Source organism: Streptomyces sp. NBC_00435 (genome assembly GCF_036014235.1).
Taxonomy (GTDB): domain Bacteria; phylum Actinomycetota; class Actinomycetes; order Streptomycetales; family Streptomycetaceae; genus Streptomyces.
In genome coordinates, this window is sequence record NZ_CP107924.1 from 5762614 (window position 1) to 5782347 (window position 19734).

Below are 19734 nucleotides of genomic sequence, written 5' to 3' on the forward strand. Positions count from 1 at the left end.
CGCTCCCTGCGCGGGTGCCTGCGCCGTTCCCCGCGCGGGTGCCTGCGCCGTTCCCCGCGCGGGTCCCCGTCCCCGTTCCCGGCCCTGTCCCCGCGCCTGTCCCTGCTCGTGTCCGTATCGCATCGCCGTGCTCCCCTCCGGTCCTCCGATCGTGCCTTCACCAGACTCAACAGCCACGACCATGCCGCAAGTTCCGCCACTCGTACACTCGATCGAGTGGTTGCGGAGCCGGCCCGGAAATCCGCCTCAGGCGCCCACCGGGGCCGGCAGCTCCGACAGCTCCACCAGGTCCGCGGCGGTCAGCCGGACCTCCGCCGCCCGCGCGTTCTCCGCCGCCCACCGCGCCTGCCCGGCCCCCGGCACCGGCACCACCTGCGGACCCTGCGCCAGCACCCACGCCAGCGCCACCTGCGCCGCCGTGACCGCGTCCCCGTGCCGCCGGGCGACCCGTCGCAGGCCCGCCACCAGCACCTGGTTCGCCGCCATCGCGTACGCGGTGAACCGCGGATGCATGGCCCGCACGTCCTGCGGCTCGAACCCCTCGCCCGGAGTCAGCGTCCCGGTCAGGAACCCGCTCCCCAGTGGCATCGCCGCCAGGAAGCCCACCCCGCGCGCCGCGCACCACGGCAGCAGCCGCCAGGCCGCCTGCGGCGACCACACCGACAGCTCCGCCTGGACCGCGCTCACCGGGAACACCTGCTGCGCCCGCTCCAGGTGCCGCACGGTCGCCCCGTACGCCCGGTCCCCGCGCCGCCCCGCGCCCGGCCCGGTCCCCGCGCCCAGCGCGCAGAAGCCGAGCGCCCGCACCTTCCCCGCGCCCACCAGCTCCGCCATCGCGCCCCACGTCTCCTCGACCGGCACGTCCGGGTCCACCCGGTGCAGCTGGTACAGGTCTATGACGTCCGTGCGCAGCCGCCGCAGCGAGGCGTCGCAGGCCCGTCGCAGGTACCCCGGGCGCCCGTCGGCCACCACATGCGGCCCGTCCGCCCGCAGCCCCGCCTTCGCGGACACGAAGGCGTCCGCCCGGCGCTCGCGCAGTACCCGCCCCAGCAGCAGCTCATTGGTGTAGGGGCCGTAGAGGTCGGCGGTGTCCAGCAGGTTCGCGCCCAGGTCCAGCGCCGTGTGCACGGTGCGCAGCGAGTCCTCGCGCCGCTTGCGCGAAGGCGCGTACGCCCCGCTCATCGGCATGCATCCGAGCCCTATGGCGCCCACCGTCAGCGCCCCCGACCCGATCGCCCTGCGCTCCACCCGTGCGTCCCCCTCCCGGTCCGGCACACAAACTAACGGCTCGAACCCGATCCCCTGGCATAGCCTCGTGATCATGACTGCAGAGACAGAGATCCCGGACGTCTGGCTCCCCTTCCCGGCGGAGGAGATCGAGGGGCTGCCCGATTCCTTCCGTTACCGGCACTGGGACGGCGAGGAGGCCTTCCCGGCCGATCCGGCGGCCTGCGTCTTCTACGTCACCCCCTACATGAAGTCCCCGGCCGTCACCCTGCGCCCGCTGCCCGCGATGCCCCGCCTGCGGATCGTCCAGACCCTGACCGCCGGCATCGACCACGTTCTGGGCGGCCTCGGCGCACTGCCCCCCGGCGTGCGGCTGTGCAATGCCAAGGGCGTCCACGACGCGAGCACCGCGGAGCTCGCGCTCACGCTGACCCTGTCCTCCCTGCGCGGGATCCCCGGCATGGTGCGCGGCCAGGACCGCGAGGAGTGGCGCTTCGGGTTCTACGAGGCCCTCGCGGACAAGTCCGTACTGATCATCGGCTACGGGGCGGTCGGCGCGGCCGTCGAGGACCGGCTCGCGCCCTTCGAGTGCGAGCGGATCGTCCGGGTCGCGCGGACGGCGCGCACCACGGCGCGCGGGCCGGTGCACGCCCTCGCCGAGCTGCCCCAACTCCTGCCCGGGGCGGACGTGGTGATCCTCTCCACGCCGCTCACCGAGGAGACCAGGGGGCTCGTGGGCGCCGAGTTCCTCGGCCGCATGAAGGACGGCGCGCTGCTCGTGAACGTGGCCCGCGGCCCCGTCGTCGACACCAAGTCCCTGCTCGCGGAGGTGGAATCGGGCCGGCTGCGCGCCGCGCTGGACGTCACCGATCCGGAACCGCTGCCTTCCGGCCATCCGCTCTGGCATGCTCCGGGTGTTCTGATCACGCCCCATGTGGGCGGCAGCAGCTCGGCGTTCGAGCCCCGGGCGAAGCGTCTGGTGGCCCGCCAGCTCCGCCGGTTCGCCGCCGGCGAGCCCATGGAGAACACCGTGTTGATCACGGAGTGAGCGGGTGGTGAGCACGCTCCGCGTTCACCCGAATGCGGTCCGTGGATCCAACTCCCCAGTTGGTAACGGAGCGTAGAGAAGCTATGTCCCTGAGTGACGAAAGTGGTGTATCGTCCGGAAGAAGGGGCTGCGCCACGAACGTCTGGCGCTGGGGAGTGATCGGACACTTTGGGGGGCGACGGGCGATGTACGGCCAATGGACGAAGGATCCGATGCGGCGAAGCCGCCGGAGGCGACGCTGCCGGGACTGGGGTGCGCCGAAACCAGCCAGCGAGGTGGACCGGTGAGCGCCCCGGGGGCGGCGCTCCTGACCCGCCAGCCCCTCGCCGGCGGCGGCAAGGGCCTGGCGATGCAGCTCCTCCTCGCGGTGGTCAGCAGCGGGTACGGCGTGGGCGCGGCCCTCGGCTGGGGCTCCAAGGAACTCGCCGATTTCATGGGCGACTTCGGACTCAGCGCCGCCGGACTGCTGGCCGCCGTCTCCTGCTTCACCTACGCGCGGGCGATCGACAGCCGGGAGCGCCCGGCCTGGTTGCTGTTCGCGTTCTCCTCGCTCATGGGCGGCTGCGGCAACGCCGTCTGGGGCTGGTACGAGGTGGTCCTCGGTGAGAGCGTGCCGAAGCCCTCCGTCGCCGACTTCGCCTTCCTCTGCTTCGCGCCGCCCGCCATCGTGGGGCTGCTCGTCCTCGCCAAGCGCCCGGTCACCAGAGCCGGCTGGGTCTGCCTCGGGCTCGACTCCTGGCTCATCGGCGGCTCCCTGCTCACCCTCTCCTGGAGCCTGGCCCTCGCGCACGCCGCGCGCACCGCCCAGACCGGAGCCCCCGGAAGCGTCCCGCGCGCGGCCCTCTCGCTGGCCTATCCGCTCCTGGACATCGCACTGGTCTCCATGGTGCTGGTGCTGCACTTCCGCCGCTCCGAGACCAACCGCTCCGCGGTCAACACCGCCATCGCGGCCCTCTCCCTGACCGTGCTCAGCGACGCGCTGTTCACCTCGCCGCTGCTCAGCGCCGAGTACCAGTCCGGCCAGCTCCTCGACGCCGGCTGGTTCGCCGGCTCGCTCCTCCTCGCCTACGCGCCCTGGGGCGCCCGCAGGCTCCACCCGGGCCCCGAGCCCGCCGCCCACGCGCGCGCGGAGCGGCAGCACAGCCGCCCCATCACCGGCTCCCTGCCCGCGCTCACCCCGTACCTCGCGGCCGCCGTCTGCACCCTGGGCATCCTCTACAACGTCGTGGACGGCCGGAAGGTCGACCGGGTCGTCGTCTTCACCGGCTGCACGGTCGTCCTGGCCCTGGTCATCCGGCAGGGGATCATGCTCCTCGACAACATCGCGCTGACCCAGGAGCTGGCCCAGAAGGAGAACCACTTCCGCTCACTGGTCCAGGGGTCCAGCGACGTCATCATGATCGCCGCACCCACCGGGACCCTGCGCTACGTCAGCCCCGCCGCCGCCGGGGTCTACGGCCGCGAGGCGGAGGAGCTGGTCGGCACCGAGCTGGCCACCTTGATCCACCCCGACGACCTCGGCCGCGTCGTCCACGAGGTGCGCCGCTTCCTGGCCGCGCCGCCCCCCGAGGAGCCGACCACCCGCATCGAGTGCCGGTTCAAGTCGGGCGACGGCGAATGGCTCAACGTGGAGTCCACCGTCAACCGACACCAGGGCGGGCTCATCCTGAACAGCCGGGACGTGACCGAGCGGGTCCGGCTCCAGGCGCAGCTCCAGCACAGCGCCGAGCACGACCCGCTCACCGACCTCCCCAACCGGGCCCTGTTCACCCGGCGGGTCCGCCAGGCCCTCACCGGCCGGCGGGCCGGCGACCACAGCACCGCCGTGCTCTTCATCGACCTCGACGGGTTCAAGGCGGTCAACGACACCATCGGCCACCAGGCCGGCGACGAACTGCTCATCGAGGCCGCCCGCCGGCTCCAGGACTCGGTCCGGGCGGGGGACACCGCGGCCCGCCTGGGCGGCGACGAGTTCGCCGCACTGATCCTGGGCGACGGCAGCCGCGACCGCAGTGCCCGCGAGTACCAGGTCCACGAGATCGCCGACCGGCTGCGCACCACCCTCTCCCAGCCCTACCGGATCGCGGGGAACGAGGTCCGGGTCGCGGCCAGCATCGGCGTGGCCTTCGCCGATCCCGGCATCACCCCTTCGGACCTCATGCGCAACGCGGATCTCGCGATGTACCGGGCCAAGGCGGGCGGCAAGAACCGGGTCGAGATGTACGCGCCGCAGATGCAGGCCGAGGTGGTCCGCAAGGCGGAGCTGGCCGGGCGGCTGCGCACCGCACTCCACGAGGGCGAGTTCGCGCTGCTCCACCAGCCCGTGGTCTCCCTGGCCACGGGCGAGATCTCGGCCGTGGTGGCGCAGGCCCGGTGGCGTTCCGCGCAGGGGATCCTGTTCACGCCCGCCGAATTCCTGCGGGTCGCCGAATACAGCGAGGGCGGCCACCCGGGTCACCCTGCCCTGCCGGACGCCTCGCGCGCCGCCGAGCTCGGGCGCTGGCTGCTGGAGGAGGCCGTCGGGCAGGCCGCCGAGCGGTACCGGGCCGGGCACGACGTACCCGTGGCCGTACGGATGACCGCGCAGCGGCTGCTGGACCGGTCGATGCCGCTGGGCTCCGTGGAGGCCCTGCTGACGCGCAACGGGCTGCCTTCCGGGGGGCTCGTCCTGGAGCTCGCCGTTTCCGACCCCAGGGTGCCCTTCGACGACCTGGAGCGGCGCCTGGCGGCCCTGCACCGGCTCGGGGTCCTGATCGCCCTGGACGGCTTCGGCAGCGGTTACGCGGCCATCAGCGCCCTCCGGCGGCTCCCGGTGGACATGCTCAAGCTGGACCGTGGCCTGGTCGAAGGGGTCGTGGAGTCCCCCCGGCTCCACAAGATCACGGCAGGTTTGTTGCGGATCGCAAACGACCTCGGCATGCAGTCGGTGGCAGAGGGCGTGGACCTGCCCGAGCAGGTCATGGCGCTGCGCGCGATGGGCTGCTCCCACGGCCAGGGAATGGCTTTCTCCGGCCCTCTGGACGAGTACAGGCTGCGGCGGGCGCTCGTGCGCGGTACGTTCCCTGTACCGGGCGGCGCGGCCCAACCAGCGTTGGCCGGTGGTTCCCCAGGGGGCTCGATGGCCATCCGTAGAGGCTCACATAATGAGACGCCCGTCCCACCCGCTTGACATCACCCTCCCGCCGGAGGGAGGGTCAATGCCATGCGCACCCGAATTCTCGTACTTGGAAAGCGCGTCGGCTGAAGCTGGGACCAGCATGTCCCCGCTCAACGCACCCGACGCGCTCCCCTCGCTTGCCTCCCGGCACGAGGGGTTTTTTGTTGCACTGGCAACGTCGAATCTCGTAAAACCCTCCTCGTAAAACCCTCAGCTTCGAGAAGAGAATGCCGATGACCGAGCAGGCCACCGGGGCCCACCATCCGCAGCCGCGGGCCCGTACCGGCGGACACCAGACCGCCGCAGTTGAGCACGTCACGGGTGCGCAGTCCCTCATCCGCTCTCTCGAAGAGGTGGGGTGCGACACCGTCTTCGGGATCCCGGGCGGGGCCATCCTCCCGGCGTACGACCCGATGATGGACTCGGAGAAGGTCCGTCACATCCTGGTCCGCCACGAGCAGGGGGCCGGCCACGCCGCCACCGGTTACGCGCAGGCCACGGGCAAGGTCGGCGTCTGCATGGCCACCTCGGGCCCGGGCGCCACCAACCTCGTCACCCCGATCGCCGACGCGCACATGGACTCCGTGCCGCTCGTCGCGATCACCGGCCAGGTCTCCTCCAAGGCGATCGGCACCGACGCCTTCCAGGAGGCGGACATCGTCGGCATCACGATGCCGATCACCAAGCACAACTTCCTGGTGACCCGGGCGGAGGACATCCCGCGGACGATCGCCGAGGCCTTCCACATCGCCTCGACCGGCCGTCCCGGCCCGGTCCTGGTCGACATCGCCAAGGACGCCCTGCAGGCGAAGACCACCTTCTCGTGGCCGCCCACCCAGGACCTCCCCGGCTACCGGCCGGTCACCAAGCCGCACGCCAAGCAGATCCGGGAGGCGGCCAAGCTGATCTGCGCGGCGAAGCGTCCGGTGCTGTACGTCGGCGGCGGTGTGATGAAGTCCGGTGCGACGGCCGAGCTGAAGGTGCTGGCCGAGCTGACGGGTGTTCCGGTCACCACCACGCTGATGGCGCTGGGTTCCTTCCCCGACAGCCACCCGCTGCACGTGGGCATGCCGGGCATGCACGGCGCGGTCACGGCGGTCACCGCGCTGCAGAAGTCGGACCTGCTGATCGCGCTGGGCACGCGCTTCGACGACCGGGTCACGGGCAAGCTGGACAGCTTCGCCCCGTTCGCCAAGGTCATCCACGCGGACATCGACCCGGCTGAGATCGGCAAGAACCGCGTCGTCGACGTCCCGATCGTCGGTGACGCCCGCGAGGTCATCGCCGACCTGATCCAGGCGGTCCAGGCCGAGCACACCGACGGCAACGCCGGCGACTACTCCGCCTGGTGGAAGGACCTCAGCCGCTGGCGGGACACCTACCCGCTCGGCTACGAGAAGCCCTCCGAGGACATGCTGTCCCCGCAGCAGGTCATCCAGCGGATCGGCCAGATGGCGCCCGAGCACACCATCTACGCGGCGGGCGTCGGTCAGCACCAGATGTGGGCCTCGCACTTCGTCAACTACGAAGAGCCCCGCACCTGGCTCAACTCCGGCGGCGCCGGAACCATGGGCTACGCGGTCCCGGCCGCGATGGGCGCCAAGGTCGGCATGCCGGACCGCACGGTCTGGGCGATCGACGGTGACGGCTGCTTCCAGATGACCAATCAGGAACTGACCACCTGCGCGCTGAACAACATCCCGATCAAGGTCGCGATCATCAACAACGGCGCCCTGGGCATGGTCCGCCAGTGGCAGACCCTCTTCTACAACCAGCGGTACTCCAACACCGTGCTGCACGCGGACGAGACGGGCCACGGCACCGTCGGCTCCCAGCTCGGCGAGTCCATCGCCCCCCGCAAGGGCACCCGCGTCCCGGACTTCGTCAAACTGTCCGAGGCCATGGGCTGCGTGGCGCTGCGCTGTGAGGACCCGGCCGACCTGGACAAGGTCATCGCCGAGGCCAACGCGATCAACGACCGCCCGGTCGTCGTCGACTTCATCGTCCACGAGGACGCCATGGTGTGGCCGATGGTCGCCGCCGGCACCTCGAACGACGAGGTCATGGCCGCCCGGGGCGTCCGCCCCGACTTCGGCGACAACGAAGACGACTGAGCCGAGAGAGCCTGAGAGAGAGAACGACTCACATGTCCAAGCACACGCTCTCCGTCCTGGTCGAGAACACGCCCGGCATCCTCGCCCGGATCGCCGCGCTGTTCTCCCGCCGCGGCTTCAACATCGACTCCCTCGCGGTCGGTGTCACCGAGCACCCCGACATCTCGCGCATCACCATCGTCGTGAACGTCGAGGACCTCCCGCTCGAGCAGGTGACCAAGCAGCTGAACAAGCTGGTCAACGTGCTCAAGATCGTCGAGCTGGAGCAGCACAATGCCATCGAGCGTGAACTCGTTCTGGTGAAGGTCCGCGCCGACAACGAGACGCGCTCGCAGATCGTCGAGATCGTCCAGCTGTTCCGCGCCAAGACCGTCGACGTCTCCCCGGAGGCCGTCACCATCGAGGCCACCGGCGGCACCGACAAGCTGGGCGCGATGCTCAAGATGCTGGAGCCCTTCGGCATCAAGGAGCTCGTCCAGTCCGGCACGATCGCCATAGGGCGCGGCGGCCGGTCCATCACGGACCGCAGCCTGCGCGCGCTCGACCGCAGCGCCTGAGCCGGCCGGGCCGGTGTCACCGGCCCGGCCGCGCACCGCCCGTTCGTCCCTCGCTCGCTCGTATGGCGAGACCGAGAACCACGTATTCCGTTCCCCGCCGTACGGTGGGAGCAACACCAGCGCACCAAGGAGAGTTTCCAGTGGCCGAGCTGTTCTACGAGAACGACGCCGACCTGTCCATCATCCAGGGCCGTAAGGTCGCGGTCATCGGTTACGGCAGCCAGGGCCACGCCCACGCGCTGTCGCTGCGTGACTCCGGCGTCGACGTCGTCGTCGGCCTGCACGAGGGCTCGAAGTCCAAGGCGAAGGCGGAGGAGCAGGGCTTGAAGGTCCTGTCGGTCGCGGAGGCCGCGGCCTGGGCGAACGTGATCATGATCCTGACCCCGGACCCGCTCCAGGCCGAGATCTACGCCGCCTCGATCGAGTCGCATCTGGAGGAGGGCGACGCGCTCTTCTTCGGTCACGGTTTCAATGTTCGTTACGGGTTCATCAAGCCCCCGGCGAACGTGGATGTCGCGCTGGTCGCGCCGAAGGGTCCGGGTCACCTGGTGCGCCGCCAGTACGAGGAGGGCCGTGGTGTGCCCTGCATCGCCGCGGTGGAGCAGGACTTCACCGGTTCCGCGTTCCAGCTGGCGCTGTCGTACGCGGCGGGTATCGGTGGTACGCGTGCGGGTGTCATCAAGACCACGTTCACGGAGGAGACCGAGACCGATCTGTTCGGTGAGCAGGCTGTGCTGTGTGGTGGTGCGTCGGCGCTGGTGAAGGCTGGTTTCGAGACGCTGACCGAGGCCGGTTACCAGCCGGAGATCGCGTACTTCGAGTGCCTGCACGAGCTGAAGCTGATCGTGGACCTGATGTATGAGGGTGGTCTGGAGAAGATGCGCTGGTCGGTCTCGGAGACCGCTGAGTGGGGTGACTACATCACCGGTCCCCGGATCATCACGGATGCCACGAAGGCCGAGATGAAGAAGGTCCTCGCGGAGATCCAGAGCGGTGAGTTCGCCAACACCTGGATGGCCGAGTACAAGGCGGGTCTGCCCAAGTACAACGCGTACAAGAGCGCGGACGAGGCCCACCTGCTGGAGACCACCGGCAAGAAGCTCCGCAAGCTGATGAGCTGGGTCGACAACGACGAGAGCTGATCCCGTGCGCGGCGGGGCCGGGACGACAGGTCCCGGCCCCGCCGCACACCGGCGCCACAACCCGGAAAACGGGCCTCCCCGAGTCCCGCTTGTCCACCCAGGCCAATCTCGGACGGGTGATCCTTCCGGAGAGGCGGAATTCCGGATCGGATCCGCCACTACACTGCTCAACACAACGCGTCAGGCCCACAGTGTCGTGCGTCTTCCACGCGGCTACCCCCTCCACCGCCTGCGGCCGTCGGGACGGCCGTCCGCACTGGACTTGTGAGGATGACCCACGTGAGCTCGAAACCTGTCGTACTCATCGCCGAAGAGCTGTCGCCCGCCACCGTGGACGCGCTCGGCCCAGACTTCGAGATCCGGCACGTCAACGGCGCCGACCGCGCGGAGCTGCTGCCCGCGATCGTTGACGTCGACGCGATCCTGGTCCGCTCCGCGACCAAGGTCGACGCCGAGGCCATCGCCGCCGCCAAGAAGCTGAGGGTCGTCGCCCGCGCCGGCGTCGGTCTGGACAACGTCGATGTCTCCGCCGCCACCAAGGCCGGCGTGATGGTCGTGAACGCTCCGACCTCCAACATCGTCACCGCCGCCGAGCTGGCCTGTGGCCTCCTCGTCGCGACCGCCCGCAACATCCCGCAGGCCAACACCGCTCTGAAGAACGGTGAGTGGAAGCGGAACAAGTACACGGGTGTCGAGCTCAGCGAGAAGACCCTCGGTGTCGTCGGCCTCGGCCGCATCGGCGTCCTGGTCGCCCAGCGCATGTCGGCCTTCGGCATGAAGATCGTCGCGTACGACCCCTACGTGCAGCCCGCGCGCGCCGCCCAGATGGGCGTCAAGATGCTGACGCTCGACGAGCTGCTCGAGGTCGCCGACTTCATCACCGTGCACCTGCCCAAGACCCCCGAGACCCTCGGTCTCATCGGGGACGAGGCCCTGCACAAGGTCAAGCCGTCCGTCCGCATCGTCAACGCCGCCCGCGGCGGGATCGTGGACGAGGCCGCGCTGTACTCGGCCATCAAGGAGGGTCGCGTCGCCGGCGCCGGACTCGACGTGTACGCGAAGGAGCCCTGCACGGACTCCCCGCTGTTCGAGCTGGACCAGGTCGTCTGCACCCCGCACCTCGGCGCGTCCACGGACGAGGCCCAGGAGAAGGCCGGTGTCTCGGTCGCCAAGTCGGTGCGCCTCGCGCTCGCCGGTGAGCTCGTGCCGGACGCGGTCAACGTCCAGGGCGGCGTCATCGCCGAGGACGTCCGTCCCGGCCTGCCGCTCGCCGAGAAGCTCGGCCGCATCTTCACCGCCCTCGCGGGCGAGGTCGCGGTCCGCCTCGACGTCGAGGTCTGCGGCGAGATCACCCAGCACGACGTGAAGGTGCTCGAACTCTCCGCGCTCAAGGGTGTGTTCGAGGACGTCGTCGACGAGACGGTCTCCTACGTCAACGCCCCGCTCTTCGCGCAGGAGCGCGGGGTCGAGGTCCGCCTGACCACCTCGTCGGAGTCCCCGGACCACCGAAATGTGGTGACCGTCCGCGGCACCCTGTCGGACGGCCAGGAGGTCTCGGTCTCCGGCACGCTCGTGGGCCCGAAGCACCTGCAGAAGATCGTCGGCATCGGCGAGTACGACGTGGACCTGGCGCTCGCCGACCACATGGTCGTCCTGCGCTACGCCGACCGCCCGGGCGTGGTCGGCGCCGTCGGCCGCATCCTCGGCGAGGCCGGTCTGAACATCGCGGGCATGCAGGTCGCCCGCGCCGAGGAGGGCGGCGAGGCGCTCGCGGTCCTCACGGTCGACGCCGAAGCCCCGGTGAACGTCCTCGCGGACATCGCCGCCGAAATCGGCGCCGTCTCGGCCCGTACGGTCACCCTCGGCTGAGGTTTCACCGGCGGACACACGCGAAGGGCCCGGGGGAGACCCCGGGCCCTTTCGTGTTCCAGCCTTCTGGGACGCCCCGCTCCGCTACGCCGCTCAGCGCGCGAGGGCTTCGCCGACCCCGCCCCGCTCGGCCGCGGCCGGGGCCGGGGCTCCGCGACCCCGGAGCAGGGCCGCGGCGAGCACCGCCGCCGCGAGCAGCAGGACCGTACCGCCCCAGGCCGCGTACTGCATTCCGTGGACGAAGGCTTCCCGGGCCAGCACCAGCACCTGACCGCCCGCTCCGCCGCCGAGCTGCTGCGCGGTCGCCACGGCTCCGCCGAGGGTCTCCCGTACGGCGGGATCGGAGCCGGCCAGGTCGGAGCGGTAGACGGCGGTGCCGAGGCTGCCCAGGACGGCCATCCCGAGGGCGCCGCCGAACTCCTGGCCGGTCTCCAGCAGGGAGGCGGCCGAGCCGGCCTTCTCGGCGGGGGCGGCGCCCAGCGCCATGTCGGAGACCAGGGACATCACGGTGACGATGCCGCAGGCGAGGACCCCGGCGCCGGTCAGCAACAGCCACAGCGAGTCCGTTCCGACCAGGCTGATCAGGCCGAATCCGGCGGCGGCGAGCACGAAGCCGCCCGCGATGACGTAGGCCCGGTCGGTCTTCTGGGCGAGGACCGCGCTGACCGGGGCGGCCGCCCCGATGAGGACCGAGGGGGCGAGGCTCCAGAGGGCGGCCTCCAGGGTGCCCATGCCGAGCACCGACTGCAGGTACTGGGTGGTGAAGTAGGCCGAACCCATCATGGCGAAGGCGGCGACGGTGTTCAGGCCGATGCCGGCGCCGAAGCCGCGCCCCTGGAAGAGGGCCCGGGAGACCATGGCGTCGTCACGGGTGCGCTGGCGGCGGACGAAGACGTACCCGAAGGCCAGTCCGGCGGCGAGGCAGACGGCGTAGAGCGGGGTGAAGCCCTCGGCGGCGATCTCCTTGAGGCCGTAGACCACCGGCAGCACGGCGGCCATGGACAGCGGCACGCTCAGCACGTCGAAGCGGCCGGGGGCCGGGTCCTTGAACTCGGGGACCAGTACCGGGACCAGGACCAGCAGGAGCAGCATCGCGGGCACGTTGATCAGGAAGACGGAGCCCCACCAGAAGTGGTTCAGCATCACCCCGCTCATCACCGAACCCAGCGCGATGCCTCCCGTCATGGCGCCGGACCAGATCGCGATGGCCTTGCCGCGCTGCCTGTCGTCCTGGAAGAGGTTGCGGATGAGGGCCAGCGTGGACGGCATCAGGGTCGCGCCGCCGATGCCGAGGAGGGCGCGGGCCGCGATGAGCATCTCGGCGCTGGAGGCGTAGGCGGCCGTGACGGAGGCGAGCCCGAAGGCGGCCGCGCCGATCAGCAGCAGCTTGCGGCGGCCGATCCGGTCGCCGAGCGAGCCCATCGTGATCAGCAGGCCGGCGAGGGCGAAGGCGTAGCTGTCGAAGATCCAGAGCTGCTGGGTGGCGCTGGGGTCGAGCTCCCGGGTGATGGCCGGGATGGCGAAGTAGAGGACGGAGACGTCCATCGAGACCAGGAGCAGGGGGAGCAGGAGAACGGTGAAGGCTGTCCATTCTCGGCGACCGGCGAGACGTGCTGCGGGGTTCGTCATGAGCAGCAATGTACAAGTGTCATAAACGCTTGTCTAGTACGCTCGTGTGAGACGAATGTATTGGACGATTGTTTGGAACGTTTGTCTTGGACGGGTGTCTTGGCTACCGTGAAGGCATGGGACATCGCGAAGACTTGCTGGAAGGCGCCAAGAAGTGCCTGGTCGAGAAGGGTCTCGTGCGGACGACGGCGCGCGACATCGTCAAGGCCTCGGGCGCGAACCTGGCCTCGATCGGCTACCACTACGGCTCCAAGGACGCACTCATGACGGAGGCGTTCATCGCCGTCATGCAGGAGTGGGGCGACCAGTTCACGGCCGGGGTGAAGGGGGAGGGTGGCTCCCTGGAGCGCTTCCGTTCGGTGTGGGACGGGGTGCACTCCGGGCGTGAGGAGTCCGCCCCGATCTGGGCGGCCAGCATGGAGATCGCGCTGACCCCCGACCGGATGCCGGAACTGCGCGCGATGCTGGCCGCCTCGCAGGGGGAGGGGCGCAAGGGGCTCGTCTCGATGTTCACCGGGGTGCCCGAGGGGGAGCTCACCGAGGAGGACCTGCGGACCACCGGCGCGTTCTACCAGGCCCTGCTGAACGGGTTCATGATCCAGTGGCTCTTCGACCCCGCGTCGGCCGCGACCCCGGCGGATCTGACCGAGGGGATGCGGCGGGCGGTCGCGTCGATGGCGGTCGGGTCGGGGGCAGAGGCCGGCGCGCAGGGCTGAGCGGATTCGGAACCGCCGTCGCGGCATCCCCGACGGGTACGACAAGGCCGCCTGCGGGCAGCGCAACTTCACCCTGCGCGGCACACTGGCCGCGCAGCCCGGTCGGATCGGGTGGGCCGACGGGGCCACCCTCGACGTCACGACGCTGAGCGCGACCGCGACGTACGAGGCACTCACGGGCGGGGCGGCCACCCGCGAACACCCGCTGACCGTCACGGGTGTCCACTCGGGCGGGGTCGCCGTCGAGGTCCTGGAGGCTCGGGGTCGGTGCTCGGCTACTCCGGCGGCCCCGTGCGCTGACGGCGACCGCGGGCGGGCGCGTCGGCCGACGCCTTGCCCGGTGCGCCGCCGGGCGGGTCGGCCGGGGCGATGCCGGGACCGGGTCCGGTGCCGGAGCCGCCCGTCGCCGGGCGCACCGAGCGGTAGCCCGGGTGGACGCCCGGGGTCAGGCCCTGGGCCTCGGCCAGCCGCCCCAGCAGGGCCGCCAGCTGCTCCCGTTCCTCCGCCGACAGGGGCTCGCAGACCTGCTGTTCGTGCGCCGATGCCACCTCGCGCAGGCTGCCCAGCAGGGAGGTCCCGGCGTCGGCGAGGAACAGTGCGTACAGCCGCCGGTCCTCCGGGTTGCGGCGGCGCTCGATGAGCCCGCGCGCCTCGAGGTCGTCGGCGAAGGCCACGAAGCGGCTCGGGGGCATGCCGAGCACGTCGGCCAGCTCGCGCTGGCTGCGGCCGGGAGTGCGGGCCAGCAGGCGCAGCAGTCCCGCCTGGGCGGGGGTCAGTCCGAGCGCGGAGACCCGCTCGGAGAAGCGCCCGGCGGCGTGCGCACCGAGCTGGGCCAGCAGGAAGGCCACGCCGTCGGACGGCCGCGGACCCGGGCCCGCGGCCGGGCCGCCGCCGTCATCAGTCGTTCCCATGGGGGAACCGTAACAGCTTGACAATCGTTTCAACCTGTAATCATTCTGGAAGGGAACGGACTGGACGGACGAGGAAACGAGAACGCCATGACCGCCGCACCTGCCCCAGCGGAAGGCCGCAGGCCCCAGGCCGGGCCGCCCCTGCTGGCACCCGTACTGGCCCTCACCGGGCTGACCATCGCCTACGTGGTCCTCAACCGGGCCACCCCGCATCCCGACGCCAGCGGCCTGGAGGTCCTGCGGTACGCCGCCGGACACCGCACGACCGCCGAGCTCGGCGCCTTCCTGCTGCTCGGCTCGGCCGTTCCGATGGCCCTGGTCGCGGCCGTCCTCTACCGGCGGCTGCGCGCCCTCGGCATCACCGCTCCCGGATCCGCGATCACGCTGGCCGGCGGGGTGCTGGCCGCCGCGGCGCTGATGCTGAGTGCCATGTCGGGCTGGGCGGGGGCCCGGCTCGGGCCGGGCGCCGGACCCGACCTCGCGCGGGCCCTGGCCGACCTGGCCTTCTTCGCCGGCGGGCCCGCGTACGCCGCGATGTTCGCCCTGCTGCTGGCCGGGGTCGCCGTCCCCGGGCTGATCGCCGGTCTGCTGCCCGGGCCCCTGGCGTGGAGCGGGCTGGTGCTCGCCGCCGTAGGGATGCTGGCCCTGCTCGGGCTGGTGGTGGACGGGTTCCAGTACCTGCTGCCCGTGGTGCGCTTCGGTGGGCTGGTCTGGCTGGTGTGGGCGGCGGTGAAGCTCCCGCGGACCCGGCACGGCCTCGGCCGGGCGGGGGCGCGCTGAGATGGCGGGCTACCCCGAACTGGCCGGCCGTACGGTCGTCGTCACCGGCGGCAGCCGGGGCATCGGCGCCGGCGTGGTCGGCGCGATCGCCGCCGAGGGCGGTACGGCGATGTCCGTCCGGATGCCGGCCGAGGACCGCGAACGGCTGGCGGACGGAGCGTCCTGGCTCAGCGGCATCACCCTGGACGTGGCGGGCGGCCGGATCACGGGATGACCCGGCCGGGCCCGGTCAGTCGTGGAGCCGGGCCGCCTTGAGGGCCATGTGCAGGAGCAGGCGGTCCTCGCCCTCGTCCAGGTCGAGGCCGGTCAGCTGCTCCACACGGGAGATGCGGTAGTACAGGGTCTGGCGGTGAATGCCCAGGGCCGCCGCCGCGCGGCCCGCCTGGCCGGCGCAGTCCAGGAACACCTCGGCGGTCCGGGCCAGTTCGGGGTTGGCCGGGCCGAGCAGGGCGCGGGCCACCGGGTCGTGCAGCGCCTCCCCGGCCACGGAGGCCAGCATCCGGTACGGCCCGATCGAGGACCACTGCGCGACCGGCCCGAGCCGGGGCGCGGCCGCGGCCGCCCGCGCGGCGGAAGCGGCCTGCCGCCAGGCCGCGGGGAGTCCGGAGAGGGCCCGCACGGGATCGGACACCCCGGCGGTCGTCCCGGCCGCGGTCCCGGTCGCCGCCCCGGTCGCCACCGCGGATGCCGTCCCGCCGGAGCCCGCGCCGCCCGCCCCGGGGTTGGCCGTGTTGGCCGTGCCCGCTCCGGCCGCGCGGGGCATCAGCCGGGAGATCGCCGTCAGGGCCGGAGCCAGCGGGTCCGTGCCGCGCAGCCGGATCAGGACCGCCAGCACCTGGCGCCCCGGACCGGCCGACCCGTCGGGGTCCCGCGCCACCGGGTCGGCCTCCTGCTCGACGGCCCCCCGCCAGGGGGCCACGCACACGGCCGCCGCCCCCGGGACCGAAGCCGGGGCCTCCCCGGGCCACGGGCTCACGCAGACCGCCGCGTGGGGCCCGTCGGCCCCCGGACCGAGCGCCACGCGCAGCGCGGCCACCGCCATGTCCTGCTGCCAGCCGCGCCCCGCGGTGAGCACCGCGAGGAACTCGCGCGACAGGTCGGCCCCCGCCCGGGCCTCCTCCGCGAGGAGCAGTCCGATCCGCTGGGCCACCTCCATGGCCGCGGCCAGCGCCCCCGCCTCGGGGCCGGGTTCCTGGTCGAGGAGCCACACGTAGCCCTGCACGATCCCCCGGTACCGCACGGGCAGGCAGATCCGCCCCCGGAAGACGCCGGCGTCCGGGGCCGCCGGGATCCGGACCGGTCCGGTGGCGCGGGCGATGCCGAAGCCCTCGAACCAGGACCGGACGGCCGCCGTCGACTGGCGGGTCAGGATCGAGCGGGTCCGTACCGGATCCATCACCAGATCGTCGTCGCTGTCGTGCGCGCCGAAGGCGATGAGGCGGAAGTCCCGGTTCTCCAGCGTCGCCGGAGCGCCGAGCAGCGCCGAGATCTCGTCCACCAGGTCCTGGTAATCGCCCTTCACGCGGATATTCTCCCACCCCCGGACCGGCCCTTCAGACAGATGTATGAGATCCGGGCCACGGATGCGTGACAGCTGTCGATGGCAGAGGATCGTGGGGATCCCTAGGTTTCACGGTGGTTTTACTTGCGTTTTCCTTATGGCCTTCGTCGTCCCGGCGTGGGCCGTATGTCTGCTTCCGTCAGCCACCCGTTGGAGGTCCCCGTGCTGGGTCCCGCGATCCTCGCCGCCTCGCGCAGCGACAAGATGCGCCGAATCGTCTCTGCCGCCCCGGTGACCAAGCCCGTGGTGAACCGGTTCATCCCCGGTGAGACGGTCGACCAGGTCATCCCGATCGTCGAGGACCTCACGAGCAAGGGCCTGGAGGTGACCCTCGACGTCGTCGGCGAGGACATCACCACCGTGGAGCAGTCCCACGCCGCGCGCGACGCCTACCTCCAGCTCGTCGAGCAGCTCGCCCACCTGGGCCTCGGCGAGACCGTCGAGATGTCGGTGAAGCTGTCGATGTTCGGCCAGGCGCTGGAAGGCGGCCACGAGCTCGCCCTCGCCAACGTGCGCCCGGTCGTCGAGGCCGCCGCGGCCATCGGCACCACCGTGACCCTGGACGCCGAGGACCACACCACCCTCGACTCGATGTTCGCCATCCACGAGGAGCTGCGCCGCGAGTTCCCGCAGACCGGCTGCGTGATCCAGGCGTACCTGTTCCGCACCGAGGACGACGCCCGGCGGCTGGCCGCCGCCGGGAGCCGCGTACGCATCGTGAAGGGTGCCTACAAGGAGCCCGCCGAGGTCGCCTACCAGGACAAGGCCGAGATCGACAAGGCGTACGTCCGCATCCTGAGGATCCTGATGGAGGGCGAGGGATACCCGATGATCGGGTCCCACGACCCGCGCCTGATCGCCATCGGCCAGGAGCTCGCCCGCAAGGCGGGGCGCAAGCTTGACGAGTACGAGTTCCAGATGCTGTACGGCATCCGTGGCGAGGAGCACCTGCGGCTGGCCGCCGAGGGCCACCGCATGCGCGTCTACACGGCGTACGGGACCGACTGGTACGGCTACTTCATGCGGCGGCTCGCGGAGAAGCCGGCCAACCTCCTCTTCTTCCTCCGCTCGATGATCACCAAGAACTAGGCACCCCACTAGCTCAAGGCCCCACCCCCCCAGCTCAAGGAGTTCCCGCCTCATGGATGCTGTGACCCAGGTCCCCGTGCCGGTCAACGAGCCGGTCCACTCGTACGCCCCCGGCACCCCGGAGCGCGCGCGCCTCGAAACGCAGCTGAAGCAGCTGTCCGAGAACCCGATCGACCTCCCGATGACGATCAACGGCGTCAAGCGGATGGGTGGCGGCGAGCGCTTCGACGTCGTGCAGCCGCACGACCACAAGTCGGTCATCGGCACCTACGCGAACGCCACCCGGGACGACGCCCAGGAGGCCGTCGACGCCGCTCTCGCCGCCGCTCCGGCCTGGCGCGCGATGGCCTTCGACGACCGCGCCGCGATCATCCTGCGCGCCGCCGAGCTGCTGTCCGGTCCGTGGCGCGAGAAGCTGGCCGCGTCCACCATGCTGGGCCAGTCGAAGACCGCGCAGCAGGCCGAGATCGACACCCCGTGCGAGCTCGTCGACTTCTGGCGCTTCAACGTCCACTTCGCCCGCCAGATCCTGGCCGAGCAGCCGGTCGCGAACTCCGCCGGCGTGTGGAACCGCAGCGACCACCGCCCGCTCGAGGGCTTCGTCTACGCGATCACGCCGTTCAACTTCACGGCCATCGCGGGCAACCTGCCGACCGCCCCGGCCCTGATGGGCAACGTGGTCGTGTGGAAGCCGTCCCCGACGCAGACCCACTCCGCGGTCCTCCTGATGGAGCTCCTGGAGGAGGCCGGCCTGCCGAAGGGCGTCATCAACCTGGTGACGGGCGACGGCATCGCCGTCTCCGACGTGGCGCTGACCCACCCCGAACTCGCGGGCATCCACTTCACGGGTTCGACCAAGACCTTCCAGTACCTGTGGAAGACGGTCGGCACCAACATCGAGGCGTACAAGTCCTACCCGCGCCTGGTCGGCGAGACCGGCGGCAAGGACTTCGTCGTCGCGCACCCGTCCGCGGACCGCGCGATCCTGAAGACCGCCCTGACCCGTGGTTCCTTCGAGTACCAGGGCCAGAAGTGCTCGGCGTCCTCGCGCGCCTACGTTCCGGCCTCGATCTGGAACGACGGCTTCAAGGAGGCCTTCGCGGCCGAGGTCGACGGCATCTCCATGGGTGACGTCCGCGATCTGACGAACTTCATCGGCGCCGTCATCGACGAGCGCTCGTTCGCGAAGAACAAGGCCGCGATCGACCGTGCCGCCGCGGACCCGACCTGCGAGATCGTCGCGGGCGGCACGTACGACGACTCGGAGGGCTACTTCGTCCGCCCGACCGTCATCGCGTGCACCGACCCGGAGAACGAGGTCTTCACGACCGAGTACTTCGGGCCGATCCTGGCGATCCACGTGTACGAGGACGGCGACTTCGACGCGATGCTCGCGCAGATGGAATCGGTCTCGGCCTACGCCCTGACCGGCTCGATCATCGCCGCCGACCGTTACGCGGCCGCCGACGCGATGGAGAAGCTCCGCTTCGCGGCGGGCAACTTCTACATCAACGACAAGTCGACCGGCGCCGTCGTCGGCCAGCAGCCCTTCGGCGGCGGCCGTGCCTCGGGCACGAACGACAAGGCCGGCGCGGCGTCGAACCTGATGCGCTGGACCTCGACCCGCTCCATCAAGGAGACGCTGGTCGCGCCGACCGAGTACGGCTACCCCCACATGGGCTGACCCGCGCCCCGCTGAACCCCGCCCCCGTTCCGGTACCCCCAAGTCCGGAGCGGGGGCGGTTCCCATTCCCGGGGCGGGCAACCGCTGGTAGCCTGGGAGCAGTTGTCGCGTACGGCGACACGCTCCACGCACTCGGGCCCGGACACCCGAGGGAGCCGAGGGCTCTCACGAGTTCCCGTACGGGGTGGGCCGCAGTGCCAGGAGATACGAGACCTCTACGCGTCGTACCGGGACGGTGCCCGGGGAGACG

At 71.3% G+C, this 19734-nt stretch carries 15 protein-coding genes; 11 read left to right on the plus strand and 4 right to left on the minus strand.

Annotated features, from left to right (window positions below; all coding sequences use genetic code 11):
- Positions 1–246: 246 nt before the first annotated feature.
- Complete coding sequence (locus OG389_RS26560; protein WP_328300958.1) at positions 247–1248, minus strand: aldo/keto reductase; 1002 nt, start codon at positions 1246–1248, stop codon at positions 247–249.
- 73 nt (positions 1249–1321) lie between these two features.
- Here OG389_RS26560 and OG389_RS26565 point away from each other — a divergent pair, with 73 nt between their 5' ends.
- The 6 genes from OG389_RS26565 to serA all read left to right on the plus strand — a co-directional run bounded on the left by OG389_RS26565 (position 1322) and on the right by serA (position 11114).
- Entirely contained in the window at positions 1322–2275 is a 954-nt protein-coding gene (locus OG389_RS26565) for a 2-hydroxyacid dehydrogenase (protein ID WP_328300959.1), read from the plus strand.
- A gap of 283 nt (positions 2276–2558) precedes the next feature.
- Complete coding sequence (locus OG389_RS26570) at positions 2559–5444, plus strand: putative bifunctional diguanylate cyclase/phosphodiesterase (protein WP_443059348.1); 2886 nt, start codon at positions 2559–2561, stop codon at positions 5442–5444.
- A gap of 215 nt (positions 5445–5659) precedes the next feature.
- On the plus strand, positions 5660–7546 hold the full coding sequence (locus OG389_RS26575) for an acetolactate synthase large subunit (protein ID WP_328300960.1): 1887 nt from the start codon (positions 5660–5662) through the stop codon (positions 7544–7546).
- A 32-nt stretch (positions 7547–7578) separates the two neighbouring features.
- Complete coding sequence (gene ilvN / locus OG389_RS26580) at positions 7579–8103, plus strand: acetolactate synthase small subunit (protein ID WP_053677671.1); 525 nt, start codon at positions 7579–7581, stop codon at positions 8101–8103.
- A gap of 140 nt (positions 8104–8243) precedes the next feature.
- Positions 8244–9245, plus strand: coding sequence for a ketol-acid reductoisomerase (gene ilvC, locus OG389_RS26585; RefSeq protein WP_328300962.1), 1002 nt, complete (start codon positions 8244–8246; stop codon positions 9243–9245).
- 279 nt (positions 9246–9524) lie between these two features.
- Positions 9525–11114: a phosphoglycerate dehydrogenase gene (serA, locus tag OG389_RS26590; RefSeq protein ID WP_328300963.1), complete on the plus strand. Its 1590-nt coding sequence runs from the start codon at positions 9525–9527 to the stop codon at positions 11112–11114.
- A gap of 93 nt (positions 11115–11207) precedes the next feature.
- Here the strand turns inward: serA and OG389_RS26595 are convergent, their stop codons facing one another.
- Entirely contained in the window at positions 11208–12743 is a 1536-nt protein-coding gene (locus OG389_RS26595) for an MFS transporter (RefSeq protein ID WP_328300964.1), read from the minus strand.
- Between the two features lie 116 nt (positions 12744–12859).
- On the opposite strand from OG389_RS26595, the gene OG389_RS26600 reads away from it, so the two are divergent.
- Positions 12860–13459: a TetR/AcrR family transcriptional regulator gene (locus OG389_RS26600; RefSeq protein WP_328300965.1), complete on the plus strand. Its 600-nt coding sequence runs from the start codon at positions 12860–12862 to the stop codon at positions 13457–13459.
- A gap of 275 nt (positions 13460–13734) precedes the next feature.
- Here the strand turns inward: OG389_RS26600 and OG389_RS26605 are convergent, their stop codons facing one another.
- The gene (locus OG389_RS26605; protein ID WP_328300966.1) at positions 13735–14370 is read right to left on the minus strand and encodes a MarR family winged helix-turn-helix transcriptional regulator; all 636 of its coding nucleotides are present in this window, start codon (positions 14368–14370) and stop codon (positions 13735–13737) included.
- 87 nt (positions 14371–14457) lie between these two features.
- Between OG389_RS26605 and OG389_RS26610 the strand changes: the two genes are divergently transcribed.
- Together OG389_RS26610 and OG389_RS26615 are read left to right on the plus strand one after the other, a co-directional pair.
- A complete protein-coding gene (locus OG389_RS26610) occupies positions 14458–15150 on the plus strand; it encodes a DUF4386 domain-containing protein (protein ID WP_328300967.1) in 693 nt (230 codons plus the stop codon).
- A gap of 1 nt (position 15151) precedes the next feature.
- The gene (locus OG389_RS26615) at positions 15152–15364 is read left to right on the plus strand and encodes a hypothetical protein (protein ID WP_328300968.1); all 213 of its coding nucleotides are present in this window, start codon (positions 15152–15154) and stop codon (positions 15362–15364) included.
- Positions 15365–15379: 15 nt separating this feature from the next.
- On the opposite strand, the gene OG389_RS26620 is transcribed toward OG389_RS26615, so the two are convergent.
- Positions 15380–16672, minus strand: coding sequence for a PucR family transcriptional regulator (locus tag OG389_RS26620; protein ID WP_328300970.1), 1293 nt, complete (start codon positions 16670–16672; stop codon positions 15380–15382).
- 201 nt (positions 16673–16873) lie between these two features.
- On the opposite strand from OG389_RS26620, the gene OG389_RS26625 reads away from it, so the two are divergent.
- On the plus strand, positions 16874–17800 hold the full coding sequence (locus OG389_RS26625; protein ID WP_328304127.1) for a proline dehydrogenase family protein: 927 nt from the start codon (positions 16874–16876) through the stop codon (positions 17798–17800).
- A 52-nt stretch (positions 17801–17852) separates the two neighbouring features.
- Entirely contained in the window at positions 17853–19484 is a 1632-nt protein-coding gene (gene pruA, locus OG389_RS26630) for an L-glutamate gamma-semialdehyde dehydrogenase (protein WP_328300971.1), read from the plus strand.
- Positions 19485–19734 lie beyond the last annotated feature (250 nt).

Bases quoted from the DNA above. Each gene is read 5' to 3' on its own strand.
- pruA (WP_328300971.1), top strand. From the start codon at position 17,853: ATGGATGCTGTGACCCAGGTCCCCGTGCCGGTCAACGAGCCGGTCCAC.
- ilvN (WP_053677671.1), top strand. From the start codon at position 7,579: ATGTCCAAGCACACGCTCTCCGTCCTGGTCGAGAACACGCCCGGCATC.
- OG389_RS26605 (WP_328300966.1), bottom strand. From the start codon at position 14,370: ATGGGAACGACTGATGACGGCGGCGGCCCGGCCGCGGGCCCGGGTCCG.
- OG389_RS26600 (WP_328300965.1), top strand. From the start codon at position 12,860: ATGGGACATCGCGAAGACTTGCTGGAAGGCGCCAAGAAGTGCCTGGTC.
- OG389_RS26615 (WP_328300968.1), top strand. From the start codon at position 15,152: ATGGCGGGCTACCCCGAACTGGCCGGCCGTACGGTCGTCGTCACCGGC.
- OG389_RS26595 (WP_328300964.1), bottom strand. From the start codon at position 12,743: ATGACGAACCCCGCAGCACGTCTCGCCGGTCGCCGAGAATGGACAGCC.
- OG389_RS26575 (WP_328300960.1), top strand. From the start codon at position 5,660: ATGCCGATGACCGAGCAGGCCACCGGGGCCCACCATCCGCAGCCGCGG.
- OG389_RS26610 (WP_328300967.1), top strand. From the start codon at position 14,458: ATGACCGCCGCACCTGCCCCAGCGGAAGGCCGCAGGCCCCAGGCCGGG.
- OG389_RS26565 (WP_328300959.1), top strand. From the start codon at position 1,322: ATGACTGCAGAGACAGAGATCCCGGACGTCTGGCTCCCCTTCCCGGCG.